Below are 22,978 nucleotides of genomic sequence, written 5' to 3' on the forward strand. Positions count from 1 at the left end.
CTAGGATTTTTTCGTGTTCTTGGATTTCTTGCCGCGGCCGGGCAGGGGCAGTCCGTCCAGAATCCGGCTCGCGTCCACACCCAGGCCGCCCAGCAATTTGTCGAGAATCAAACCCAGCGCATCCTTCTCCGATAGCTTCTCGAGCTGCTCGGGGGGATAGTCGCCGAGCAATTCCTTCGCCCGTTCCTCGGGGGACAAGCGGTCGAGTTCCTCGATGCGCTCCGCGAACCGCTCGGCCGCCTCCTCGTCGAGACTGTCCAGCCCGTCCGGAAAAGCCTCATGAAAATCGGGTTGCAGGGATTCCTCGTGCTTGCGCAGGAATTGATCGATCAAGGCCGCGGTGCGGCGGTCGCCCGCCTGGTGCGCCTGGTCCAGATTCATCTGTAGCCGGAGCCCATCCATGGGCAGCAGCCTGCCCGCATCGCCCCGGCATTTCGCATAAACCTCGAAATACGCGAACACCGGCGCGTAGCGGCACCGCCTCGCCGCCTGTTTCGCGCATTCGCCCAGAAGCTCGTATTGGCCGGCAGCGCCGAAGCCTTGGCAGAGGCCGAAGAAATCCTCCTCGGACAGTTCCGCCTGTTTGAAGCTGCGCTTCAGCATCGGCGCCAGCTTGTGGAGAGCCTGCGAAAGATTCTGCCGCCCCTCCCCGCGGTACTGGCCGAGCAGCCTGACCAGGGCCATGAGTTCCGCCTTGTCCGCCGAATGCTCCTTGTCCAGCCCCTGGACGAGCCTGTCGGAACCCTTCAGGGGCATATCCGCCGCGAGCACTTCGATCGCCCACTGAAACCAGGCCGCCGCGCCGCCGCCCGCGGCGGCCCATGCCTCCTGCCAAAGATTCCGGCAGCGTTCGTTGTCGGCCTGCCAGAAGGCCGACAGCCCATCGAGCCAGAGCAGGGCCGCGCTGCGCCGCTGGGGATCGAGCTTGCGGGCCACGGCCAATTCCGCTTCCGCGAGATCCGCGCGCCTGGCTTTCAGCTGCTTGCGGGCGTGGCCCAGATGAGCCTCCAGCAGAAAGCGGCGGGCATCGCTGTTGATGGGGTCGACTTCAAGGAGGGTCTTGGCATAGTTCGCCACCTTCTTGAACGCCTTGCGTCGCTGGGCCGCCCGCATCGCCGGAAGCAGAACCTCCGGGTCCCGCGGATAGCGCTTCACGGCGCGGTCCAGCCAGGACAGTGCGGCCTTGGCGTCGTCGAACTGCTCCAGCAGTCCGATCAGCCTCAGGTAGGCTGGCTTGTCGTCCGGGTCCAGTTCCAGGCTCTGTTCCAGGCAAGCGATGGCCAACTCGGGGAATTCCTTCTCGGCCAGGTCGGCCACATGGCGGAAGATCAGGGCCTGGGTGAGAGGTTCATCGCGGCCCTGCGGGGCATTCTTCAAGAGAGCGATGCATTCCTGCCAATACCGGCTGGCCTCTGGATAATCGAGTATCTCTTCGGCGTGGAGCGCCTTGATGCGGCATTGTTCGAACGGGGTGAGCTTGCCGAACGCCCGTTCGTAGAGCGGGATGGCCTCCGGGGAATCCGCCAGGGCCGCGAGACAGAAGCGGCGGCTTTCGGCCTCGCCCAGTTCGGCGCGGTGACGCAGGACCGCTTCCAGGAGCGGCCGGGCACCCTTGGCCTGGGCGGCGTTCTGGATGTCCCGCAACAGCGCCAGTTCCTTCTTGCCGTAGCCTTTCAGCTTGTCGGCGACGGCACGCAGCTTCGGCGGAAGCTTGAGATAAGCCGCCACGTCCGGCGCAGGGGTTGCCAACTGTTCGCGCAGAGCCGCGGCCAGATTCCGGCAGGCCGAATCGGGATCGACGCGGTCCAGGACTTCCGACGCCCCGTCGGGATCGCGTTCCACCGCGAGGAGGCCCTTGAGCAGAGTGCGCAGATTTCGGTACGGCGAGCGGGACGATACCTGCCGCAGGCATTCCTCCGCTTCGGCTTCCCGGCGCTCCGCATAAGCCGCGAGGGCTTTCCGGAGCAGCGGCTGCTGCCGGACGATGGCATGCTCCCTGGGCAGGGCATCGAGCAGCTTGTCGTTTTCCAGGGCCAGCAAAGCCGCGGCCTCGACCAGACGCCGCCCGGTCGCGGAGGCGACAAAGTCATCGGGGACCGCTGCCAGCGCCTGGCCGAGCTTCACCATCTGCCCGGCCTTGAGCAGCCAGGTCAGGTACTCCCCCGAAAGCGGCGTGCCGGGGCGAAGACCGGCATGGTTCTCCCACAGCATCGCCGCCTCCTGGAACATGCCCTTCCCGGCCAGTTCGCGGGCACGTCCCAGATAGGCCTCGGCCAGCAGGTCTTCCGACTCCTGCCGGCGCTCCTGTTTCAAGAGGTCCTTCAGAGACGCGATCGCGTCCTTGAAATACCCGCTCTGGAGAGCGCGCTGGGCCGCGGCTTTCAGTGCCGGCACGGATTTCAGCGGTGAAGGTTTGGATTTCATCGGCGGGTTGGAAAGCAGGGGACGAGATGCGAACGGGGATTATCGCAAAAAATCGCCATTCGCGATTCAAGGAGATGTACGGATGCGGTATCGAATGAATCCTGTCAGCCGACCGGTTCAGCGGCGACTTTCCGGATTCGACGCAGGTTCGGACCGGCACGGTCCCGACTGGCAGTCGAAATCGGGTTCAGCACGCAGGATGGGCAAAGGCCTTAAGCCGTGCCCATCCTCTTCGGGAAAGTAAGGGTGGGAGTTCGTAGGTCGGCAATCCCTTGCCGACACTTTCGTCGGCAAGGGATTGCCGACCTACTGAGGACGATCACGCCAGTTATGGGCAACAAATGTTCCGAACCGAAATCGATCGGCGGCGGACGGCTAGCGGATCTTGAAGCGGCCGACCTGTTCCTGAAGGTGCGAGGCCAGTCGGGCCAATTCCTCGCTGGCGGCTGCCGTTTGCTCGGAGCCTTGAGCCGTTTCATGGGAGATTCCGCTGATGTTGACAACATTGCGGTTGATTTCTTCGGCGGTGATGCTTTGTTCCTCGGCGGCCGCCGCGATTTGGGTGTTCATGTCCTTGATGGTGTCGATGAAGCGATTGATGATCTCCAGCGATTCGCCGGCGTTGATCGCTTGATCGACGCTGGTCTTGGCCGCGCTCTTGCCCTGCACCATCGCGGAGACGGCCTGGTTCGCCCCGGTCTGGAGGCGTTCGATCATGCCCTGGATTTCCTGGGTCGATTGTTGGGTGCGGCTTGCCAGAGTGCGGACTTCGTCCGCCACCACAGCGAAGCCGCGGCCTTGCTCGCCGGCGCGGGCCGCTTCGATGGCGGCGTTGAGGGCCAGCAGATTGGTTTGCTCGGCAATGCCCCGAATCACGTCCAGAACGGCGCCGATGGCCACGCTATCCTCTTTCAGCTTGTTGATGGCTTCGGAGGTTTTCTCCACTTCGGTCGCGAGGCCATTGATGCTTTGGATGGTGTGCTTGACGACCGTGGTGCCGTTCTTGGCCTGTTCGTTGGCGTCCTGAGCGGCTTCGGCGGCGCGGGATGCGTTCTGGGCGACCTCGTGGACGGTCGCCGACATTTCCGTCATGGCCGAGGCGACTTGCTCGGTTTGCTCGTTCTGGTTGAAGACGCGCTGCCGGCTTTGCTCGGTGATCGTCGACAATTCTTCCGCCGCCGCCGCCACTTGTTCGGCATCCTTGACGATATCCCGCACCATGCCGGCCAGGTTTTTGATCACCGTGCTGCATTTCCAGGCCATCCACGAGAATTCGTCCTTGCCCTCCAGGGAAATGTTCTTGGTTAAGTCGCCGGCGGCCATCGCGCTCAGCGCGTCCACCAGTTTTTCGGCGCGTTTTGCGGAGTGCCGGCCCAAATAGGCGGCCAGTGCCAGCATCGTGACCGATGCCGCGACCGCGGTAATGATTACGCCGGTAATATCGTCATTTTCGCCCGCCGTCTTGATGCTCATGAAAGTCACCGAGGCGACGCCGGCGATGCCGACACCCATGGCCAGGTACATCTGGCGGGATAAATTCAGGTTTTCTACGAAGGATTTCAGCATGGCTCGATCTCTGGGTTAATTATTGTTTTGCAACCTGAGTCACAAGTTTAGTCAGAAATTTTCGAGCCGTAGGGAGAGACTAGGGCGGCTGTTACAAAGCTTCGACGATCTCCCTGATCAAAGCCGGGCCCCGGTAGATGAAGCCGGTGTAGAGTTGGATCAATTCCGCGCCGGCCTCGAATTTCCGGCGAGCGTCCTCGGCGCCGGCGATGCCGCCGCAAGCGATGATGGGAACGGCGCCCTGCAAAGCCTGCCCGAGTCGGGCGACCACATCGGTCGATTTGCAGAACAAAGGGCGGCCGCTGAGTCCGCCGGTTTCTTCGCCGTGAGCGAGTCCTTCGACGCCTTCTCGGGAGGCGGTGGTATTGGTGGCGATCACCGCATCGATTCCGTATTTGACCAGGGCGTCCGCCGCCTGCTTGATTTGCCCCGGTTCGAGATCGGGCGCGATCTTGACGGCCAGCGGAACGCGCCGGCCGTGAGTCTGGGTCAGATTCTCCCGCTCCTGCCGCAAGCCGGACAGCAGATGGTCCAGGTTTTCGCCGGCCTGGAGGTCGCGCAGGCCGGGCGTATTGGGAGAGGAAATGTTGACCGTGACATAGCTGGCGTGCGGATACACTTTGCGCAATCCGATCAGATAGTCGTCGAGCGCCCGATCCAATGGGGTATCGCGGTTCTTGCCGATGTTGATGCCCAATATGCCGCTGTAACGCGCCTTTTTGACCTGCTCGACCAGGTAGTCCACACCTTTATTATTGAATCCCATGCGGTTGATGAGCGCCTCGGCCTCGGGCAGGCGGAACAAACGCGGCTTCGGATTGCCCGGTTGCGGGCGGGGCGTCACCGTGCCGATCTCGATGAAGCCGAAGCCCAGAGCGGCCAGGCCGTCTATGCATTCGCCGTTCTTGTCGAGCCCCGCTGCCAGACCTACCGGATTCGGGAAGCTGAGGCCCATCACCGTTCGCGGCTTGGGGGCGGCCGAATGATGAAGGGGATTCAGCGATCCCAGCCGGCTAAAGCCTTGAAGAGCGGCCAGGCTTAGATGGTGGGCGGTTTCGGGGTCGAGTCGAAACAGCAGAGGACGGAGCGAGTCGTAGAGCATGGGTTTTCGAAATTACGCGGTGATTCGCGGCGATGCGTTAACGCATTCGCCATGGACCAGGTTCAAAACGGTGAGTACGGACTCGGGATCCAGGGCATCGGTACGATCCCCGCCGCACAGAGCGCCCCGAAAGCCCAGGTAATCGGGTTTCAATGCCAGGAGAGGCGCGATATCCGGCACGCGAAGCGATCCGGCCAAGCCGCACAGCAAGCCGTGCGAGCGGGTTTCGGCAACGAATGCCCGAAGATAATCATTCCGGCATACTTGCCGCAACGATCCTTTTTTCTTGTCGCGCGTGTCCAGCATCGCTCCGACGAAACCGGCCGTAGCGAGTTCTCCGACCCAATGCAGCTCCGGCGATTCGTCGCCGAACAGGACGGCAACGAGACGTACATTGCGGCGGGCTAAGGAGGATAAGCCATGAATGAGGCCGGCCCAGTCCCCGCCCGGGAAAAAACCGATTTTCACGTAATCGACGCCGGTCGCCGCCATTGCTTTCACGGCGGACAACACGACATCGGCTTCCATCGGCAGATCGCCGACGGTGGCGCTGACCGGCCGGTCGCGGCCCAGCTGGCTGACGATGCGGCCGACATCGGCGACGGGCAGGGCACCCAGGGCGCCTTCGGCGGGATTTTTCAAATCGACGATGTCGACGCCGATTTCCCGAACCTGCCGGGCTTCGGCAAGGCTGGCAACGCTCGCGAGCATGCCGGTCATATCGGAGCTGCCTTGTCCGTCTTGCCGTGTTTGAACGCCTCGACCGCATCCATCAGCCAGCCCCAAGCCTCCAGTTCGTTGGGACCAGCCGTCTTGTCCAGGCCGATGCGGAGATAGGCGAGTTCGGATTCGATCTTGTCCCACGGCAGCCTATCCAGGCGGCTGACCAGGATAGCCGCTTCCAGTACCGAAAATTGCGCCCGGTTGAAGCCGCGGAACGGGGCGTGATTCGCTTCGTGAACCACGCGGCAATAAAGCTTCGGGCGGAGTTCGTCCTCCTCCCAGCGCAGGAGTTCCAGTTCGGCATGGGCGAGGGTTTCGGCCAGCCTTTGGCCGGGGACGCTTTCCGCCGGAAGCAGAGGCCAGTCGCGCCGGCCGGTCAGGCAGCCGGCGAAGACGCGCACGTCGTCAGTGTAATTGATGACGGCCGTGCGGGTGGCCAGAACGTTATCCAGGGTCGTGGACGGCCGGAAAGGCATGATGAGCAGTTCGTCGTCCAATACGTGCACGCCCATGGGCGCGATATGCGCAACGCCTTGGGGCGAGCAGCTCGTGATGATGGTCTCGCGAATCATTCTTCGTCTTTCGGTGTTTTCTGCAAAGTCGACCCGGCCGGTTTGTAGGCGTGCGGATCGATCGTCGGCTCGGGCGCTTCCACGTGGCAGCCCCACTGCAAGGGCTCGTCCTGCGAGTAACGCTTGCCGAGCTGCCAGGCAATTTGCGCCCGGGCCAGCTCGACCCCCAGATAAAAGGCATGGCCGCCGTCGGTTTCCACGCCCAGCTTCGGATACAGCTCGAACGGGTCTGCGGCGGTGTGAAAGCCTTCGCGGTTAAAGATATGCACGCCCTCGGGGCTGATCAGGATGCGATAGCTCGGGTCCTTGATTTGCCGGTAGATTTCGTCGATTTCATCGCGGCTGAGCGGAAATGGAGCGCGTTCGTGCAGCGCCATCAGCCGGTCGTCGATATGCTTGGGCAGAGTATTCAGTTCGCGCGCGGCGAACAGGATGCGGCGCGCCAGATCGGCTTCGCGCACAGCCTTGCGGGCATGCTTGCTGACCTGGGTGGCGAGAATCTGTTTGATGTGCAGTTCCGAGCAGATTCCCAATAGGGTCGCATTGATGCCGGCGGTGTCGGCATGGGTGAGCTCGGTCAGATTGCCGACCCCCATCATGATCTCGACATCAGGATGGCGCCTCCGAATCTCGTGGTAGCGGACCAGCGACTCGGTGAATCCGAAATGGATGGGGTCCAGGATAGGATCGACGATGAATTCTCGGCCCTTGGCCCGCATGGCTTGAATGGCTCGATCCAGCGAATCCAGGTCGCCGTGCTTGGCGGGGATCAGAATCGGGGTCGAGGGCACCTGATCGGCGATCCACAGCGACTCTTCATGTAAGCTGAGCAGATAGTCGGCGCCCGCCGTGCCGCCTCTCAGCAGATCGTCGTTTTCCAGCGAATCGACGCTGACCTGAAACCCCTCGGCCTTGAGCGCGCGAACCGCTTCCTCCAGATGCGGAAACGGCGTCTCCGGCAAACAGCCGACATCGATCACGTCGGCGCCGTCCTTCCGGTAGTCCCGCGCCTGGCGCAGAATGCCGTCAATGTCCATCCGGGGCGCGTCGACGATTTCCGCAAATATGCGAAGTTCGTAACGCGTGATGTCCGGCTTTTTCTTCTTCTTGCCGAAAAACTCCGGCAGATCGTGCAATTCTTCCGGCCCGCGCTCGATGGAAATGCCCATGTCCTTCGATAAGGTTTCCAGATCGCCCCGGCAGCGTCCCGGCACCAGCACGCGGTCGGCCCCGAAGGTGTCCTTGAGCCGCCGCCGGATCATATCCGCCGTCATCAGCGCCGCCACCGTCAGCCCCAGCTGATGCACGGTATACCCGAACTCCGGCTCCATCTCCTCGAGGGTGCGGCGCAACTGCTTTTCCGCCAGCTTGCCGGTGAGAAACAGGATGTGCTCGGGCATTTAAGGGTGGGGAAGGTGGTGGAATGGACGTGCTTGAGACTTGGACCGCGGGATTATAACAAAGATCGGTGGGACGCTCGCCGAAGGCTTCAGGCTTTGGCGGACGGATTTACATGCCACACTGTTCAGAAAAAAAGCCCTGCGTCCTTGCAGAGCTGCTGGTTACGAAACTCTTAATGGACGTCTGGATCTCGACCTTAAATCTGCCTGGTTCTTTGCGCGAAGCGTTTCATCAAAAGCCGGAAGATTCGTTCGATCGTTGGGCTCAAAGGCCTACTTATGGCAGAAATCCCAGTAGTAGTGCAGCCATCTCACATAGGGCGGGCGGGGCTGACTTGCGATGCCCTGTTGCAGGAGCAGGACTCCGTAGCGATGGGATAATTCCGTGGGAGAAGCCAGCATGCGCGGATATCCAGATCGGCCTATCTTGCGGAACGGGAAGATAGACAGAAGGATAGATCATGAAAATCGGGGGCGCGTTGTCTGGCAGGGGGATGTTTGGTAAAAGCATCGCGGATGATAAACAGAAACCGCTCAATCATTTGTTAAGCCCCTGAAAGCCATGACTTGCGTAAACGGAAGAATTTCACCACCAACAACTACTAAGCTGCGCTTGTTCGCTGATTCAGGCGGGTTTTGCGGGAATCCGGGCTGCTTGACTGAAATCTTTCGGAATATAGAAGAGGAGGTTATTCACATCGCTGAGATTGCTCACGTGATTAGCGCTGGAGATGCTGGGCCTCGTTCTAATCAAGAGTTAACTCCTGAGCAACGTGCAAGATATGAAAACTTGATCCTTTTGTGTCCAACATGTCATACGATGATTGACAAGGCTGAGGACAAGTTCCCAATCGAAATGCTTCTAGATTGGAAGGCGATGCACAAACAACGGATAGCAGATGTTTTTGGAGTACAAAGATATGAGTCTAGGAAAGATGTAAGACAAAGAATTGAATCGCTTCTCAGCGAAAACGCATTTATCTTTCATGAGTATGGACCAATGACAGATGAGCGGTTTAACCCGGAAAGCACACTCCCAAACCAATGGATACGGAAAATAAGGTCAAAGATCATACCGAACAATCGCAAGATCCTTAGTGTCTGTGATGCAAATATACACTTATTAGACGAAGGCGAAAGGCTGCTTTTAATTCAATTCCGTCAGCATGTTGATGACTTTGAAGCAAAACACTTAGCGGGAGTGGACGAAAACGGGCGGCAGTTCCCCGTAGGGTTTGAAGCCATATTTATGGATAGTAATTATGACGTCCTCTGACTATTCGGCTGCATCATGGGCCTGCGACAAACTGATCTCACATGGAGAAATAATTAAAGCCGTGCCTATTGAAGATCATTTGATTACATTGCATGTCAAGGAATGTGAGCGCGAGATTATTGTGGCGGTGATGTCACAAAAACAGGTTTACCTAACCAATATTCCTGCCGCCTGTCAAAATTCCAGAGTCCATTTTCTCTTAAATATTCCAAGAAATGCATACTTCGATGGTAGCGTGCTTTCGTACGCCGCGAGTGTGCCGTTCGGCGTTGGAGGGCTAGGCGATCTATATACCGCAGCAAATGAAAAAGAATTTCGAGAATATCTTCCAAAAGAAACACGTTTTATCCTACGTGGTCTCAGGCAGCATGCGGCAGTATCGAGTGTAACCAGGCTCAATAATCGATTATATTTAGTTAATCGCTTTAGCGGAAAGCCTCTGAGAGTCTTAGCTCTAAATGATTACGACCTCACCGCTGATGCAATTCGAACCGGTATTGATGTATATGGAAAATGTGACTTTATACTGGCTTCTAATCCCAATTGCCGACTTTCCTGTGAATCCATCAATGCAGCGCGTTCAGCGGAGACAGCTGTTTTAAAGTGGGCTCAATTTTTGGGAGCTATTAATAGTGCTTAAAGACTTTGCATTTTCGTTTTTGATAGCTGCACTAAGAGGTAATAGTCTGATAGTGGCTTCTCTCGCTAAGGTTTATGCTTTCGGTTCAGTATTTTGGAAAACACGAGCTATATCGGACATCGATCTTTTGGTTGTGTATGAAAAAGGCGTTGACTTGCGGGGTATAAAGAGACAACTCGACGCTATTGATAGAGTAGTTCCGCTGGATGTCACCTACATGACCACCGCAGAAGAAAAGGAACTCGATTTCCTGGCTGAGCAACGAGCCGTTGATATTTTCGAGGCAAGGCCAACAATCGGCTACACAAGGACACCAAACTTTCCGCTGCGCGTGGAGTTTGCCTCCTGTGAGCTGCCGTAGGTCGGGAATCCCTTCCCGACGTCTTTGTCGGCAAAGGATTGCCGACCTACAACCATATTTGTGCCTGCATTCGGGGTGTGTGCCGAGTTCCCAATTCACACCGCTATGCTGCGGCGAAAAACGCTCTCGGCCTGATCCACATAGCCGCGTTTGACGGGGTTCTGGTGGATGTAGTCCATTTTTTGGCGCATGACCGCTTCCGATTCGATGAGTTGCGGGTGATTGCCTTCTTCCCAAATCTGGTAGGTGCTCTCGGTTTTGTGATGTCGCTTGAATAGCGCCAGCAGTTCCAATATTTTGGCCGATCCGCGCTGCGCTAAGGTACGCGACGATTTGCCTGGCCGTGTAGGACTTGAAGCGCTGCATATCCCGGCTCAGATTGGGCGAAGCGGCGATGAGATGCAGGTGGTTTTCCAGTATGACGTAGCCGTAGAGCTGGAAGCCGGATTCCAGCTGCAGGAACCGCCAGCAATCCAGCACGATATTCACCGTTTCCGGGCGGGTGAACGGCGGCCGCCAGTGGTTGATCGTTGCCGTTAGGAAGTGGGGCGATTGATTTTGCAGGATATGGTAGCGGCTACGGGGCATGGGTTTGAGTTTAGTCGTTCATTTTCGGGGACGAGTGGAAGCCGGAGCTTCCGATGCGGGGCTCCCAAGCGGGAGCTTGGGAACGAGCATGGTCGGCGGCCAAGATCGCCCACCTGGACTAAACTAAGCCTTCAAATCTTTTCGGACCGGGATGTGAAGGAATATCAATTCATCGAAACGCGGCGAGCGGATTGGGACGCGTGGGATCGGTGGCTGGCGGGCGGGCTTCGCGGAAGGGGGGAGCGGAGCGATGCTTCGGGTGCCGAGCCGGGGCTGGCGGCGATCACGGTGGAGAGTTTGCCGCGTCAGTTTCGGGGGCTGTGCCGGGATTTATCCCTGGCGCGGGACCGCCGCTATTCGGAGCCTCTGCTCGATGCGCTGCGCGATCGGGTCTTGGCGGTCCATCAGCGCATTTATGGCGCCCGCAGGGCGGGGGGAGGCCGGTGGCTTCGTTTCGTGTTGCACGATTTGCCGGTTCTGGTCCGGAGCGAGGCCAGGCTGGTCTGGGCTTCGGCGGCGCTGTTTTTCCTGCCTTTGTTTCTCTCTCTCGCCGTGCTTCAGTTTTATCCGGACGGCGTTTATTTCCTGCTCTCGCCGGAAACGGTGGGTTCCGTGGAAGAAATGTACGCCCCGACGGCGGAACGGCTGGGGCGGCCTCGGGATGCGTCCGACGACGTGATGATGCTGGGGTTCTACATTGCCAACAATGTGCGCATCGACTTCCAGTGCTTTGCAGGGGGCATCGCTTTCGGCCTCGGGAGCGTATTTTTCCTGATTTATAACGGGCTGGTGATCGGCGCGGTGGCGGGGTATCTGACGCAAGTCGGCTATATCGAGACGTTTTGGGGCTTCGTCGCGGGGCATAGCGCGCCGGAGCTGATAGGCGCCGTACTCTCCGGTGCGGCCGGCCTGAAAATCGGACTGGCCCTGATTGCGCCGGGGAGACTCCGCCGCGCCGATGCGGTCAAGCGGGCGGCGCAGCGGGCGGTGCATCTCCTTTACGCAGCGGCCGGACTGACTTTTTGCGCCGCTTTCGTGGAAGCGTTCTGGTCGCCGATCCGAACGCTTCCCGTGGAGCTCAAATACGGCGTCGGGATGGCATTCTGGCTCTCGCTGCTGGCCTATTTCTCTCTCGTCGGACGAAGCCGCCGTGCAGCTTGAACGACTCTGTCTGGATCTCCGCCGACGCACGCCCTGGGAGGCCCTGGATCTGGGATTGGTTGTGCTGCGGCACTGGCATCGGCTGGTTTATCGTGCCTGGTTCGCCACCATGGTGCCGTTCGCTCTGATCGTGTTTCTTCTCCTGTGGCAGTGGCCCGCCGTTGCCGCGATCAGCGTGTGGTGGTTCAAGCCGCTGTTCGATCGAATACTGTTGAAGGTCTACGCGGAAGCCTCGTTCGGACGGGCGCCGAGCACGCGGGAGATTTGGCGGTCGCTGCCGCGGCTCATCCGGAATTCCGGCTTGCTCATGGGGCTGACCCTAGGGCGTTTCAGCTTGGCCCGTTCGTTTCATCTTCCAATCGCGCAACTGGAGGGCCAGCGCGGGCGAGCGGCGGCGGCTCGGCGCCGGGCGCTCGATAGCAAGACGCGCGGATGCGCGGTGTGGCTCACCTATCTCTGTGCGCATTTCTCGGCATTTCTCCAGATTTCGCTGATCCTTTCGATCGAACTGTTTCGGCCGCGGGAGATCGAGCCGCTTTTCGACTGGGCGGCTCTTTTTCACGGCGAGTCGGACGCCTGGCTCTTGGTGCTGTCCGACCTCGCGTATCTGGCGGGGGAGACTTTGATCGAGCCGTTCTACGTCGCCGCCGGCTTCACGCTGTATCTCAATCGCCGCAACGAACTCGAAGGCTGGGACATCGAGCTGGGTTTTCGCCGTCTGAGCCGGCGCATCGAGGCGGAATCGGAAGGGCGGGAGGAGACTCCACGGAAAGCGGCCCTGATGATGGCGTGTCTTTGTTTCGCCGGCCTGTTCTGGTTTCAAGCTCCCGGTGACGTCTTCGCGGACCAGCCTCCCGCGAGCGTCGCCGAGACCGGCGAAGCGGAACGGGCGATTCGGGAGGTGTTGGCCGATCCGGTATTCGGCCGGGAAGTTCAGGATTGGACGTGGCGCTACCGCGATTCGGAGAGCGAGTCGCCATCGGACGATTCCGGTGCGCTGGAGCTGTTGAAGACGTTTGCCGAGTGGATGGCGAAGGCGATCCGGAGCCTCAGCTTTGTCGCAGCCGCCGTACTGACCGCGGGCCTGATCGTTTTGCTTTATCGCTATCGCGAGAGATGGCTGATCCGGAGTCCTGCCGTCCGCAGCGTTCCGGAAACCCTGTTCGGCTTGGACGTGCGGCCGGATTCGCTGCCGGCGGACCTCGTCTCCGCTGCGAGACGGCACCTTGAGGCGGGGGAATATGCCGCCGCACTGTCGCTGCTTTATCGCGGGGCGCTGGTTTCTTTGATTCATCGCGCTTATGTCGACTTCCGCCCGGGGGATACCGAAGGCAATTGCCTGGAGCGGATACGGGGGCGAATCGACGAGGCCGGCGAGCGTTATTTCGCCGAGCTGTTGCGGGCCTGGAAGCTCGCGGCTTACGCCCATGCCGCGCCGCCCGTGCCGCAACTCGCCGATCTCTGCGACCGCTGGTCTGATCATTTCGCGGACTAATATATGAGAGGCAGTAAAAAAACCTACTGCGCGACCCAAGTCCGCGCCTGCGATGCTCAACGTACCCCCTTGTACGCCTCCGCTTCTCGGCGCGGACTCGGACCGCTCGCGACGGTTTTTTCACTACCTCTGAGCCGAACGGTGATCTGGAGTTCGACAGGGGTTTTGGCGCTGGTCGCGCTGAGCGCCGCCTGGTTTTTTTCCAACTTCGACTACGTACCGGTCACGACTTGGGAGAAACCGGGCAAGGAGGCTCGACGCGATCCCTATCTGGCTTTCGACCGTCTCATGGGACGGCTCGGGCGGCCGGTGGCGCGGGTCAGCAATGCCTTGGTATTGGATGAACTGACGCCGGGCGGGGTGTTGCTGCTGGATCGCGGCCGCCGCATCTACGTCAATGCACGCCGCGCCGACGCCCTGTTCGATTGGGTGAGCCGCGGCGGCTATTTGATCGTTGCGGCGGAATACCGCCAAGTCGACGACCCCGTCCTCAAGCGTCTGGGGATCGGATGGTACGAACCCCCGAAGATCGAGCCCAAGAAAACCGCCGCTACGGAGGAAGACGGCGCGGAGGACGAACAGGATGGAGCGCAGATGTGCGAACCTTCGGATGCGCGGTCCGACGACGAGCCGGATACGGTTGAAGTGCGTCTTCCGGCGCGGGACAAGCCGTTGCGGCTGCAAAGGACGTTTGGGTCAAACGGCTGGGGTCTGGTGCCGACCGACCCGGCACCGGTCTGGAAAGCGGGAGTGGTCGATACGCGCAGCACCGTGCTGCATTACGACTATGGCCAAGGCCGGATTACGGTACTCGACGGCTTCACGTTTCTCTCCAATCGGCGGATCGGCGAGCACGATCACGCCGAACTGATCTGGGGGCTGATGCGGCATTACCAGCCGCAGGGCGAAGTGCGTCTGGCTACCAGGCTCGAGGTTCCGACGCTCTGGGAATGGCTGGCCGAATCCGCGTGGATGGCGCTGATCAGCGGCGCGCTGCTGATCGCGGCCTGGCTTTGGCGTATCGTGCCGCGGTTCGGCGGGATGCTGCCGTCGGCGAATCCGGCGAGGCGCAGCCTGATCGAGCATCTTTCCGCCGTCGGACGCGCCGTCTGGCGTCACGGCGAAGATGGGCGGGCTCACTGGGAAAACGTGATGCGGCAGGAATTGCGGAGACATGTTCTTCAGCGGCATCCGCACATCGCGCAGGTCTCCGAGTCGGAACAGGCGAGAATTCTCTCCGGTATGAGCGGGATTCCCGAGAACCGGGTGACGGCGGTCTTGGCCGCACCGGACAAGCTTTCGCCGCGGCATTTCGTCGATTGCGTGCGCACGGTGCAAGAACTCGAACAACGATTGTGAGGATTTATGGCGGTAACCCGTTTGCTCGATGAACAAGTGGACAAGGCCGGAGTGCTGCTCCGGTCGATTCGTGCCGAGCTCCGCAAGGTGCTGATCGGCCAGGAGCGTATGATCGACGAGGTGCTGATCGGTTTGCTCTGCGGCGCGCACGTGCTGCTCGAGGGCGTGCCCGGTCTGGGCAAGACGCTGCTGGTGAAGGCGCTGGCGAAGACCTTTTCCGGACGCTTCGCGCGGATTCAGTTCACGCCCGACCTCATGCCTTCGGACGTGGTCGGCCATACCTTCTTCGATATGGGCAGCAGCCAGTTCATTACCCGCGAAGGGCCGGTCTTCACCCATCTCCTGCTGGCCGACGAGATCAACCGCGCTCCGGCGAAGACCCAGGCGGCGCTGCTCGAAGTGATGCAGGAAGGCCAGGTGACTCTGGAAGGCCGCTCGATGGCGGTCCCTCAACCGTTCATGGTGCTGGCCACCCAGAATCCGATCGAACAGGAAGGCACTTATCCGCTGCCGGAAGCGCAATTGGACCGGTTTCTGCTCAAGATACGCATCGATTACCCCGATCTGGAGGAAGAATTGGCGCTCACCCGCCAGGTGATCGAGCGCCGGTCCGGGGGCGAATTGGCCGTGGATAACGTGGCGGTCCTGATCGGCCCGGAACAAGTGGCGGCGCTGCAGCGGTTGACGGCCCACGTGGAGGTGGACGACCGGGTGCTCCGCTATGCCGTTTCGATAAGCCGAGCTACCCGCGAGCATCCGCGCCTGTCCATCGGCGCGGGTCCCCGAGGCAGCATCGCTTTGGTCCGCGCGGCCCGCGCCAGCGCACTGCTGTCGGGGCGGAGTTACGCCACGCCGGACGATATCAAGGCGGTGGCTTTGCCGGCGTTGCGCCATCGCGTGGCGACTTCTCCGGAGGCGGATATCGAGGGATCGAGTGCCGACACGCTGCTCCGGGCGCTGCTGGACCAGGTTCCCTCGCCGCGCTTCTGACCGGGGTTTCTCGTGCTCCTGCCTCATCGCGTCCTTTTGATCGCGCTCGCCGCCTGGTTCGGTCTCGCCGTGTTCGTGGCGGTGTGGCCGTCATGGCTTGCGGTCTGGCAATTCGCCGGGGCGGCGCTGCTGAGCGCGGCACTGGCGGACGGGTGGTTGGCCCTCAGTCGCCGCAATCCGGTGCGGGTCGAGCGGGAAATCGAGGATGCCTGGCCCGTAGGGGTGACGCAAACCGTCCGTCTCCGCCTCGCCAGCCCCGAGCGCAGCGTCGCGGGCTGGGTGTTCGACCGCCATCCCGAGACGTTTTCCGCAGAAGGCTTGCCCTTGTTTTTCAAGCTGTCGCGCGGCCATTGGGCGAAACTCGGCTATATGGCGCAGCCCCTGGAACGGGGGCCCCATGTCTTCGGCGGGATCGAGTTGCGGCTTCTTTCGCCGCTGCGCCTATGGCTGACCCAGTACCGGGTCGGCGGCGATGAGACGGTGCGGGTTTACCCGGATTTCGAAAAAATCACTCGATACTCGGTGTTCGCGACCGATAACCGCTTGTCCCAGATCGGCGTTCTGCGCAGGCGGCGGCGCGGCGAGGGTCTGGACTTCCACCAGTTGCGGGAGTATTGCCGCGACGATGCCTTGCGGCAAATCGACTGGAAGGCCACTGCCCGCAAGCGCAAACCCATCGCCCGCGAGTATCAGGACGAAAGAGACCAGAACATCGTGTTTCTGCTGGATTGCGGCCAGCGCATGCGTGCCAAGGACGATGCCCTGTCGCATTTCGACCATACGCTGAACGCGCTGCTGCTGTTGTCCTACGTGGCTTTGCGCCAAGGCGACGGCGTGGGGCTTTCGACTTTTGCCCAGGCCGAGCCGCGCTACTTCGCTCCCCGCAAATCGCTCGTCACGGTGCAGCGCTTGCTCAATGCCGTGCACGACCTTCAGCCCTCGCTGCAAACGTCCGATTATCTGATCGCCAGCCAGGCCCTATGCGAGCGCTTGAGCAAACGTTCGCTGATCGTGCTCCTCACCAATCTGCGCGACGAAGACGAATCCACGCTGCCGCCGGCCCTCGCCATTCTGCGGCGGCGGCATCTGGTGCTCCTGGCGAATTTGAGGGAAACGTCCTTGGACGCTCTCCTCCATGAGCCGGTAACCGATTTGGATGGCGCCTTGGCCTATGCGGCGGCGGTGGATTACCGCCGCGAGCGCCGGCGGCAATTGGCCGCCTTGCGCGCCCAGGGTGTCGCCGTACTGGATGTCGCCCCGGCGGAACTGCCGGTGGCGCTCGTTAACCGCTACTGGGACATGAAGCGTAGCGGCGTTTTTTAACTAAACCAAAAAGAAGAGAGGTTCCTATGGACACTACGGGTCGTGATCCGTCTTCCAACGATGCTTCCCACAATCCCTTTCAGGCTCCCCGGTCGCGAGTGGCCGATCCCATTCCAGAGAATAACGGCGTGCTTCTGGAAAAGCCGAATCGGAACGATGCCGGGCGCGGCTGGGCATGGTTGAGCGAAGGCTGGGGATTGTTCAAGGAGGCACCCGGAACCTGGATCGGAATTGTCGTCGTCATGCTTTTGTTGGGCATCGTCCTCAACTTGATTCCGTTTGTGAACCTCTTGTTCAGCCTGGCCTACCCGGTGCTGTTCGGCGGTTTGATGCTCGGTTGCCGTTCCCTCGAACAAGGTCAAGGGCTCGCTTTCGGCCATTTGTTCGCGGGATTCCAGAGCCGTTTCGCAACGCTTCTGCTGGTCGGTTTGCTGTACCTGCTCGGAAGCGCGGTGATCGGATTCGGTGTATTCGCGGTTGCACTCGGGGCTTCGGGTGCAGTGGGCTTTTTGTCGGGAACCCCGCCGGAAGCGCCGGATCTGATGGTGCTTCTCTTGGCCGTTCTGGTGATGATGGCCTTGCTTGTTCCGGTGATGATGGCCGTTTGGTTCGCGCCGGCCTTGGTCGTGTTTCATGATAAGGGAGCGCTTGAGGCCATGGGTCTCAGCTTTAGGGGGTGTCTCCGCAACATCATGCCGTTTCTGGTCTACGGCATTGCGGGCATGGTGCTGGGATTCCTCGCGACCATCCCCTTGGCCCTGGGTTGGCTGATCCTGATGCCCGTGTTCATCGGCTCGACGTACAAGGCCTACAAAGACATCTTCATCGCTTGACGCCATGACCGCTTCCGCCGCCCCGCTCGACACCGTCCGATCCGTCGCCACCCCGGAGGGCTGCGAGCTTCGACTTCGTGTCGCCGGGCCGGCGGCGCGGGCGCGCGCCTTTATGATCGACGCCCTGATACGTCTTCTGATTTTCGTGTGCGCCGTGGTGGTGCTGCGGTATTTCGGCGCATTGGGGCAGGGTCTTGTCATACTGACTTATTTCGTCCTCGGCTGGTTTTACAACATCGCGTTCGAGGCCTTGAACGACGGCGCTACGCCGGGAAAACGCCTGTGCAAATTGGCGGTGTTGCGCGAAGACGGAACGCCGGCGGGCTGGGATGCCGCCTTCATCCGCAACACCTTGCGCTTTGTCGACGCTTTGCCGGTCGGCTACGCGTTCGGGCTCATCGCCATGGGGTGCAACGCCGACAACAAACGGCTGGGCGACATCTCGGCCGGCACCGTGGTGGTCTATCGGCCGGATGCCGGACAATCCGCCGTCATCGACGACTATTCCGAGGCGGAACCCCCGCCTTTTTCCCTTACCCCTTCCGAACGGCACGCACTGATCGAGTACCGGCGGCGTTGCGCCACGCTCACACGAGAGCGCGCGGAAGAACTGGCGGAATTGGCTTTCCCTCTGACTCGGGGGCTTTCTCCGCCCCAAGGACGGCAGAAGCTCTTTCGCATCGCCAATTTTCTGATGGGGCGAGAGGCATCGGCAGCCCGTAAGACGGATTAACGGGCCCGTGATCGCCGATCGGCGAAACCGGCGATAAACGCGAATGCCCCATTCCCGTGGAGCAGCCTGTCACCTCGATTCCGATAACGAGGCTGCATGCCGCACGGGCTTCGCGACAACCATTTTCACCGGTCCGACTGGGCGGGATCTCGCAGGATTTCAAAGTGGCCCTGGATAAGATGATCGACGAATTCGGTCCACGCCATCCGGCGGGTGGGTTCGACCTCCTGCGGCCAGGCGGTTTCTTCGTAGTGGAGCAGTACCGTGTTGGTATCCGCACTGAGCTCGATGATCTGAAAGCGGTAGCCTGTGAGATGATCTAGACCGATGTGTGGATGCATACATTGTGGCTCCGGATTGCCAAAAGATCAGCTGATGGCCTTGAGACCGATCCTTGACGCTGTCGATCCCGGAGCGCCATTAAAGCGTTATTGCCAAAAGATGAACAGCGTCGTAACGGAAATAGATCGTAGCCTGAGCAAGATCATCGGTTTCGCAGCCGGCGGAGGGGGCAGGGCAGCTTAAGCCGGGTTGAGCGAAGTCACTGCATTCCCTGCCGCTTTCTAAAATAAAAAGAGGTTGACCGCGGCGAAATAGATCAAAAGACTCATGACGTCCTGCAGAATGGTTGCGAGGGGGCCGCTGCCGTAGGCGGGGTCCGTTCCCAACTCCCCCAACAGCCACGGAAGAAAGAGCCCGATCGTCGTCGCCACGCAGCCGGCCGAAAACAACGCCACGGCAACCGCCAGCGCCAGATAAAAGTCCCCGAAGATCAGCCAGATTATAGGGAGAGTGACGGCGGCCAAGGTAAGGCCGATCAGTAGGCCGGTTCGCATTTCCCCGCCGAGCAGCGAGCGGAGGTTCGCATGAGAGAGCGATAGCCCGCGTACGGCAATGGCCTCGGTCTGAGTGCCGATGGCATCGGCGATATAAACTAAACCCGGAATGAAAAAGGCGATGGCGATCCGGTCCTGCAATTGTGCCTCGAATTGCGCAACGACCTGGGTCGCCAAGGCGCTGCCCGCCAAACCAAGCATCAACCAAGGCAACCGGTCCCGCGCTCGCCGCAGCGGGGCCGATTCCATAGCTTCCCGCGCCTGATGCGTCTCGCGTTTGATCCCGGCGAGGCGGTGCAGATCTTCCACATGCTCGTGTCGCAAGATGTGCATCAGCGCCAGGGGCGGTACCACGCCGAGGAAATGTCCCCCATGGTCGACGACGGGAACCGCGGTCAGCCGATGGTGCAGCGCCAAGGACGCCAGTTTCTCTTGATCTTCGTCTACGCGGACCATGGGCAGTGCCTTAAGAACGTCTCCCATAGGCGTCTCCGCGGGCAAGGCGATCAAATCCTCCAGAACGATACACCCTAGCAGCCGATCTTCCGGATCGGTGACACAGATCAATTCAGCATGATCGAAGCGGTGTTCTTTCAAGCGAGCCTGAACGGCCGCCGCGGTTTCGTTCGAATGAGCGCGGGGTACGCTGGCCGTCAGGTGGGTGCCCGCCGTTTCGCCCTGGCGGTGATTTCTCTTACGAGATTTCAGCGGGCGTCTTTTCTTTTCGATGGCTTTTTCCATATTTGCTTTCTGCATTTGTTCAATTTGGGGCATGACTCGGAGTCCAGCGCGACCAAGGCCGGCTCGTTCGAGTTTATCGGCGCACTTTCCCTTGCGACCGAATACCCGTCAAGTCCCGCTGGGGGGTATCGGAATTAATCCCCAAGCCAGGTTATACGTGTACCGGGGCGATCCTATGCGCATTTCTTGATGTTTCCGTGAACTACATTTCGTCACGTGTCTCTATCGGCCAATGGTCAAGGCCGAGAGAAAAGCGGCATTCCGGTACCGGGGCCTTGGATGATCGCTATTGGAGACTTCGATAGTCCGATAAACACGTTCAAGGATAACCATGGAGTGTGATCAAAAGATTTCGAAGTTGATGCGGAACTGTTACGCCGCGCTGCGGGCTGCCATCCCTATAGCGGCCGCCGTGCCGACCACGGCGCAAGCTGGCGCGCAGCGCCTATGCCGTGGCTTCGTGACAATGATGTTCGCAGAGTTTTGATGTCCTATTCACTCGCTTGCTTTGAGACCGATCGCCCATCATGGCTAAGAGGGTTGTACCCACACGGATTGACGCCGATAACTTTGCCGGCAGCTCGCGTGCCGCTTGTAGCGATTGGCGCTCCGTGCGCAGATTCCATGTCGGCACGGGCCACCAAGAGCCCACTTCAAGATGCCGGATATACGACTGCATGCGCTTCCTTGTCGCCATCCCTATCGATCGGTTTCTTGCGCTCGGGGAGGAGTCGATATACGCACAGTTAGGCTTGGGCGCTGACAGGCAGGGCTAGAGCATTTTCATACCGCCTGTACGGGCACTCGCGAGTAGGTCGGGAATCCTTTCCCGACGACACGTCCCGCCGAGCGTCTTCGTCGGCAAAGGATTGCCGACCTACGAATGCTTGAATCAATTCACCCGAGCCGAAGGCGCCAACGACTTTCGCCAAGCCTGTTTTGCCGTACGAGCGAGATGAAAACGCTCTAAGTACATTCAGGGAAGTCTTGCGGCATAGGCAACCTGCAGGACAACCCCGCCAATCAAGCCAATCAGTCGAGATTCCGCAAATATTTGCGGAATGTACTCAGGGGAGCTAAAAGCTAGAAAATGATGAAGGAGATACTGTGCGCTGCATACGGTTCGACGATGCAGGGTGCACGCAACGCACCCTACATCGAAAGTGAAACCGATGTAGACGTGACCGTCCGTTTCGTGCGCGGACTTTGTGTCCTGCCTGTGGTGGCTTTCCGAGGCCCTCGTTTACTCGCTATCCTTACTCAGGGTCGGCTGGCCCATTCGCTGCACTAACTCCTCCACCCGTCGCCACTCCTCCTCAAGGCGGGCGCGGTCGATCTTCGATGGCTCTTCTGGAGATGCCATCTGTTTGGCTCGTAGCTGGTCAATCTCTTTGCTGAATAAGCCTTCCTGTTGCGCCGCAAGCTGAAGCCTTAATTCAGAGTTCCCCTTCCAAAAAGTGCTATTTTCCGGGGGCTGATTGTACGACTCTGGGTGCCGATAATAACCCTGCTCATCCGCAGGCTTTTCTTCCACTACTATTAATGGATGTGCTTGCGCCCAAGAATCCTTGCGAATGCCTGTTACCTGCCAAGAAACTTTCATCCCCGACTTACCTCCCGCAATATTGAAGCGATTGTTTGAAATCTCCCGAGCGACATGAAGGTTAGGGGCAGGCTCGCCAATAGAGGTGAGCTGATAGCGGAAGTCGCAATTGAGGGCTTCAAACCATTCAGGAAGCTCCACAAAACACTCCCCATTCCCGTCAAGAGCCGCAACCCCGTCATAAACATTCTTCATCTCGGCCGACTCGACAAATGAGTGAGCAAGGTACTTGTGCGCCGGCTCAAGGGGGTGATCGATCCTGAAGCCACCACCGGACTTGATTAAAGGACCAAAAACCTCGACTTTTCCATCGAGAAATGCTGCCCATCCATCTTCACCCCCTCTGCCGTACACGCCAATGCCCCTTTGAGCAGAACTTGTACCCCACACACCAACGCTGATGAAACCACCGCTGCTATCGCCACTCACACCGGCGCTGAAGAAACCACCGCGGCTATTGCCACTCACACCGGAGCCAGAGGCACTATCGCCACGCACGCCCGTGCCTTCTCCCGCTACGCCAGATACGCCGGTGCCGGTATTGACTGCTGCTCCGGCTACGCCAATGCCTCTTGTTCGCTCTGTGCCGGCTAAGCCGAACACACCCACTAGAGAGTTGCTGGAGCCCACGACGCCGAACCCGGCATCGCAGAGTCCGCGTACGCCGGCTTCGAAGCCGCCGGTAGGTACACCGAAACGTTCACCAAGTACGCCATCCCCATCGCCGCTAGTCCCGCGGACGCCGGTACCCCTGATGCTACTTCCCACCACGCCGGTGGCCTCGCCGACGAAGCCGGTCACGCCGTTACCACCGGTAGTGCTGGAGCCGAAGACACCGGAGGCGTCGGGAGTTGGAACAAATGTAACGCCCAATACGCCGGTGCCGGCTGCACTTCGGCCAAGCATACCTAGGCTCTGCAAGCTTTCGCCCGCGACACCTTCGCCCTCGATGCTGCGGCCAAATACTCCCGGATTTTGGATGCTGTGGCCTTCCACCCCGGCGATGTTAGTAGGGATGTTCGCTACGTTAGGAGGGAGAGCGCCGCTCGTGCCGAACACGCCTACTCCGGTGGTGGAGTCGCCCCACACGCCCACGGCGACGGGATTTCCATTAGCATCTACCGGTACCTGGTCGCTATTCGCCGGCTCAAATCCTTCTACTCGTGCCATATTGTCCTCCTTTCATGGTTTCGCTGCGGTTGCCGTCATCGCTGTTTGTGCAGGAATTAAGGCTTGCGGTCATAACAGTGTT

General features: G+C 60.0%; 21 protein-coding genes. 10 read left to right on the forward strand and 11 right to left on the reverse strand.

Annotated elements, in window-relative coordinates; all coding sequences use genetic code 11:
* The 7 genes from B2A78_RS15270 to B2A78_RS26905 form a co-directional block, all read right to left on the reverse strand.
* Nucleotides 1-2,424: a tetratricopeptide repeat protein gene (locus B2A78_RS15270; protein ID WP_143735183.1), complete on the reverse strand. Its 2,424-nt coding sequence runs from the start codon at nt 2,422-2,424 to the stop codon at nt 1-3.
* Between the two features lie 375 nt (nt 2,425-2,799).
* The gene (locus B2A78_RS15280; protein ID WP_077730867.1) at nt 2,800-3,990 is read right to left on the reverse strand and encodes a methyl-accepting chemotaxis protein; all 1,191 of its coding nucleotides are present in this window, start codon (nt 3,988-3,990) and stop codon (nt 2,800-2,802) included.
* A 91-nt stretch (nt 3,991-4,081) separates the two neighbouring features.
* Entirely contained in the window at nt 4,082-5,092 is a 1,011-nt protein-coding gene (locus B2A78_RS15285; protein ID WP_077730868.1) for a quinone-dependent dihydroorotate dehydrogenase, read from the reverse strand.
* A 12-nt stretch (nt 5,093-5,104) separates the two neighbouring features.
* Nucleotides 5,105-5,812 carry a (5-formylfuran-3-yl)methyl phosphate synthase gene (locus B2A78_RS15290; RefSeq protein ID WP_077730869.1) on the reverse strand — a complete coding sequence of 236 codons (708 nt, stop codon included), beginning with the start codon at nt 5,810-5,812 and terminating at the stop codon, nt 5,105-5,107.
* Nucleotides 5,809-6,387, reverse strand: a complete 579-nt coding sequence (locus tag B2A78_RS15295) for a DUF447 domain-containing protein (protein WP_077730870.1) — start codon at nt 6,385-6,387, stop codon at nt 5,809-5,811. Before B2A78_RS15295 ends, B2A78_RS15290 begins: the two co-directional genes overlap by 4 nt.
* Nucleotides 6,384-7,787 carry a DUF6513 domain-containing protein gene (locus tag B2A78_RS15300; protein WP_077730871.1) on the reverse strand — a complete coding sequence of 468 codons (1,404 nt, stop codon included), beginning with the start codon at nt 7,785-7,787 and terminating at the stop codon, nt 6,384-6,386. The genes B2A78_RS15295 and B2A78_RS15300 overlap by 4 nt, the downstream gene beginning before the upstream one ends.
* Nucleotides 7,788-8,060: 273 nt before the next feature.
* Complete coding sequence (locus B2A78_RS26905; protein WP_276205399.1) at nt 8,061-8,189, reverse strand: hypothetical protein; 129 nt, start codon at nt 8,187-8,189, stop codon at nt 8,061-8,063.
* A gap of 253 nt (nt 8,190-8,442) precedes the next feature.
* On the opposite strand from B2A78_RS26905, the gene B2A78_RS15305 reads away from it, so the two are divergent.
* Genes B2A78_RS15305 through B2A78_RS15310 form a run of 3 tightly spaced genes read left to right on the forward strand, consistent with a single transcriptional unit; the run spans nt 8,443 to nt 10,064 of the window.
* Entirely contained in the window at nt 8,443-9,063 is a 621-nt protein-coding gene (locus tag B2A78_RS15305; RefSeq protein WP_143735184.1) for an HNH endonuclease, read from the forward strand.
* A complete protein-coding gene (locus B2A78_RS25705; protein WP_143735185.1) occupies nt 9,050-9,703 on the forward strand; it encodes a hypothetical protein in 654 nt (217 codons plus the stop codon). Before B2A78_RS15305 ends, B2A78_RS25705 begins: the two co-directional genes overlap by 14 nt.
* Entirely contained in the window at nt 9,696-10,064 is a 369-nt protein-coding gene (locus tag B2A78_RS15310; protein WP_077730873.1) for a nucleotidyltransferase domain-containing protein, read from the forward strand. Before B2A78_RS25705 ends, B2A78_RS15310 begins: the two co-directional genes overlap by 8 nt.
* 95 nt (nt 10,065-10,159) lie before the next feature.
* On the opposite strand, the gene B2A78_RS26675 is transcribed toward B2A78_RS15310, so the two are convergent.
* Entirely contained in the window at nt 10,160-10,357 is a 198-nt protein-coding gene (locus tag B2A78_RS26675; protein ID WP_240502548.1) for a hypothetical protein, read from the reverse strand.
* A gap of 448 nt (nt 10,358-10,805) precedes the next feature.
* On the opposite strand from B2A78_RS26675, the gene B2A78_RS15320 reads away from it, so the two are divergent.
* From B2A78_RS15320 to B2A78_RS15350, 7 genes are read left to right on the forward strand one after another with little or no spacing between them, the layout of a single operon-like run.
* Complete coding sequence (locus B2A78_RS15320; protein ID WP_077730874.1) at nt 10,806-11,813, forward strand: stage II sporulation protein M; 1,008 nt, start codon at nt 10,806-10,808, stop codon at nt 11,811-11,813.
* Nucleotides 11,803-13,308 carry a DUF4129 domain-containing protein gene (locus B2A78_RS15325; RefSeq protein ID WP_077730875.1) on the forward strand — a complete coding sequence of 502 codons (1,506 nt, stop codon included), beginning with the start codon at nt 11,803-11,805 and terminating at the stop codon, nt 13,306-13,308. The genes B2A78_RS15320 and B2A78_RS15325 overlap by 11 nt, the downstream gene beginning before the upstream one ends.
* 3 nt (nt 13,309-13,311) lie before the next feature.
* Nucleotides 13,312-14,667: a DUF4350 domain-containing protein gene (locus B2A78_RS15330; protein ID WP_143735187.1), complete on the forward strand. Its 1,356-nt coding sequence runs from the start codon at nt 13,312-13,314 to the stop codon at nt 14,665-14,667.
* 6 nt (nt 14,668-14,673) lie between these two features.
* The gene (locus B2A78_RS15335; RefSeq protein ID WP_077730877.1) at nt 14,674-15,657 is read left to right on the forward strand and encodes a MoxR family ATPase; all 984 of its coding nucleotides are present in this window, start codon (nt 14,674-14,676) and stop codon (nt 15,655-15,657) included.
* A gap of 12 nt (nt 15,658-15,669) precedes the next feature.
* Complete coding sequence (locus B2A78_RS15340) at nt 15,670-16,980, forward strand: DUF58 domain-containing protein (RefSeq protein ID WP_077730878.1); 1,311 nt, start codon at nt 15,670-15,672, stop codon at nt 16,978-16,980.
* Between the two features lie 26 nt (nt 16,981-17,006).
* Nucleotides 17,007-17,813 (forward strand): BPSS1780 family membrane protein, encoded by an 807-nt coding sequence (locus B2A78_RS15345; protein WP_077730879.1) that lies wholly within the window; start codon nt 17,007-17,009, stop codon nt 17,811-17,813.
* A gap of 4 nt (nt 17,814-17,817) precedes the next feature.
* Nucleotides 17,818-18,546 (forward strand): RDD family protein, encoded by a 729-nt coding sequence (locus B2A78_RS15350; protein ID WP_077730880.1) that lies wholly within the window; start codon nt 17,818-17,820, stop codon nt 18,544-18,546.
* Between the two features lie 125 nt (nt 18,547-18,671).
* Here B2A78_RS15350 and B2A78_RS15355 read toward each other — a convergent pair whose 3' ends face one another.
* The 3 genes from B2A78_RS15355 to B2A78_RS15365 all read right to left on the reverse strand — a co-directional run bounded on the left by B2A78_RS15355 (nt 18,672) and on the right by B2A78_RS15365 (nt 22,896).
* On the reverse strand, nt 18,672-18,887 hold the full coding sequence (locus tag B2A78_RS15355; RefSeq protein ID WP_077730881.1) for a hypothetical protein: 216 nt from the start codon (nt 18,885-18,887) through the stop codon (nt 18,672-18,674).
* Nucleotides 18,888-19,109: 222 nt separating this feature from the next.
* A complete protein-coding gene (locus tag B2A78_RS15360) occupies nt 19,110-20,156 on the reverse strand; it encodes a magnesium transporter (protein WP_205780793.1) in 1,047 nt (348 codons plus the stop codon).
* A 1,210-nt stretch (nt 20,157-21,366) separates the two neighbouring features.
* Nucleotides 21,367-22,896, reverse strand: coding sequence for a hypothetical protein (locus B2A78_RS15365; RefSeq protein ID WP_077730882.1), 1,530 nt, complete (start codon nt 22,894-22,896; stop codon nt 21,367-21,369).
* Nucleotides 22,897-22,978 lie beyond the last annotated feature (82 nt).

Origin of the sequence: Methylocaldum sp. 14B (assembly GCF_002005105.1) — a bacterium.
In the GTDB taxonomy this organism is placed as follows: Bacteria; Pseudomonadota; Gammaproteobacteria; order Methylococcales; family Methylococcaceae; genus Methylocaldum.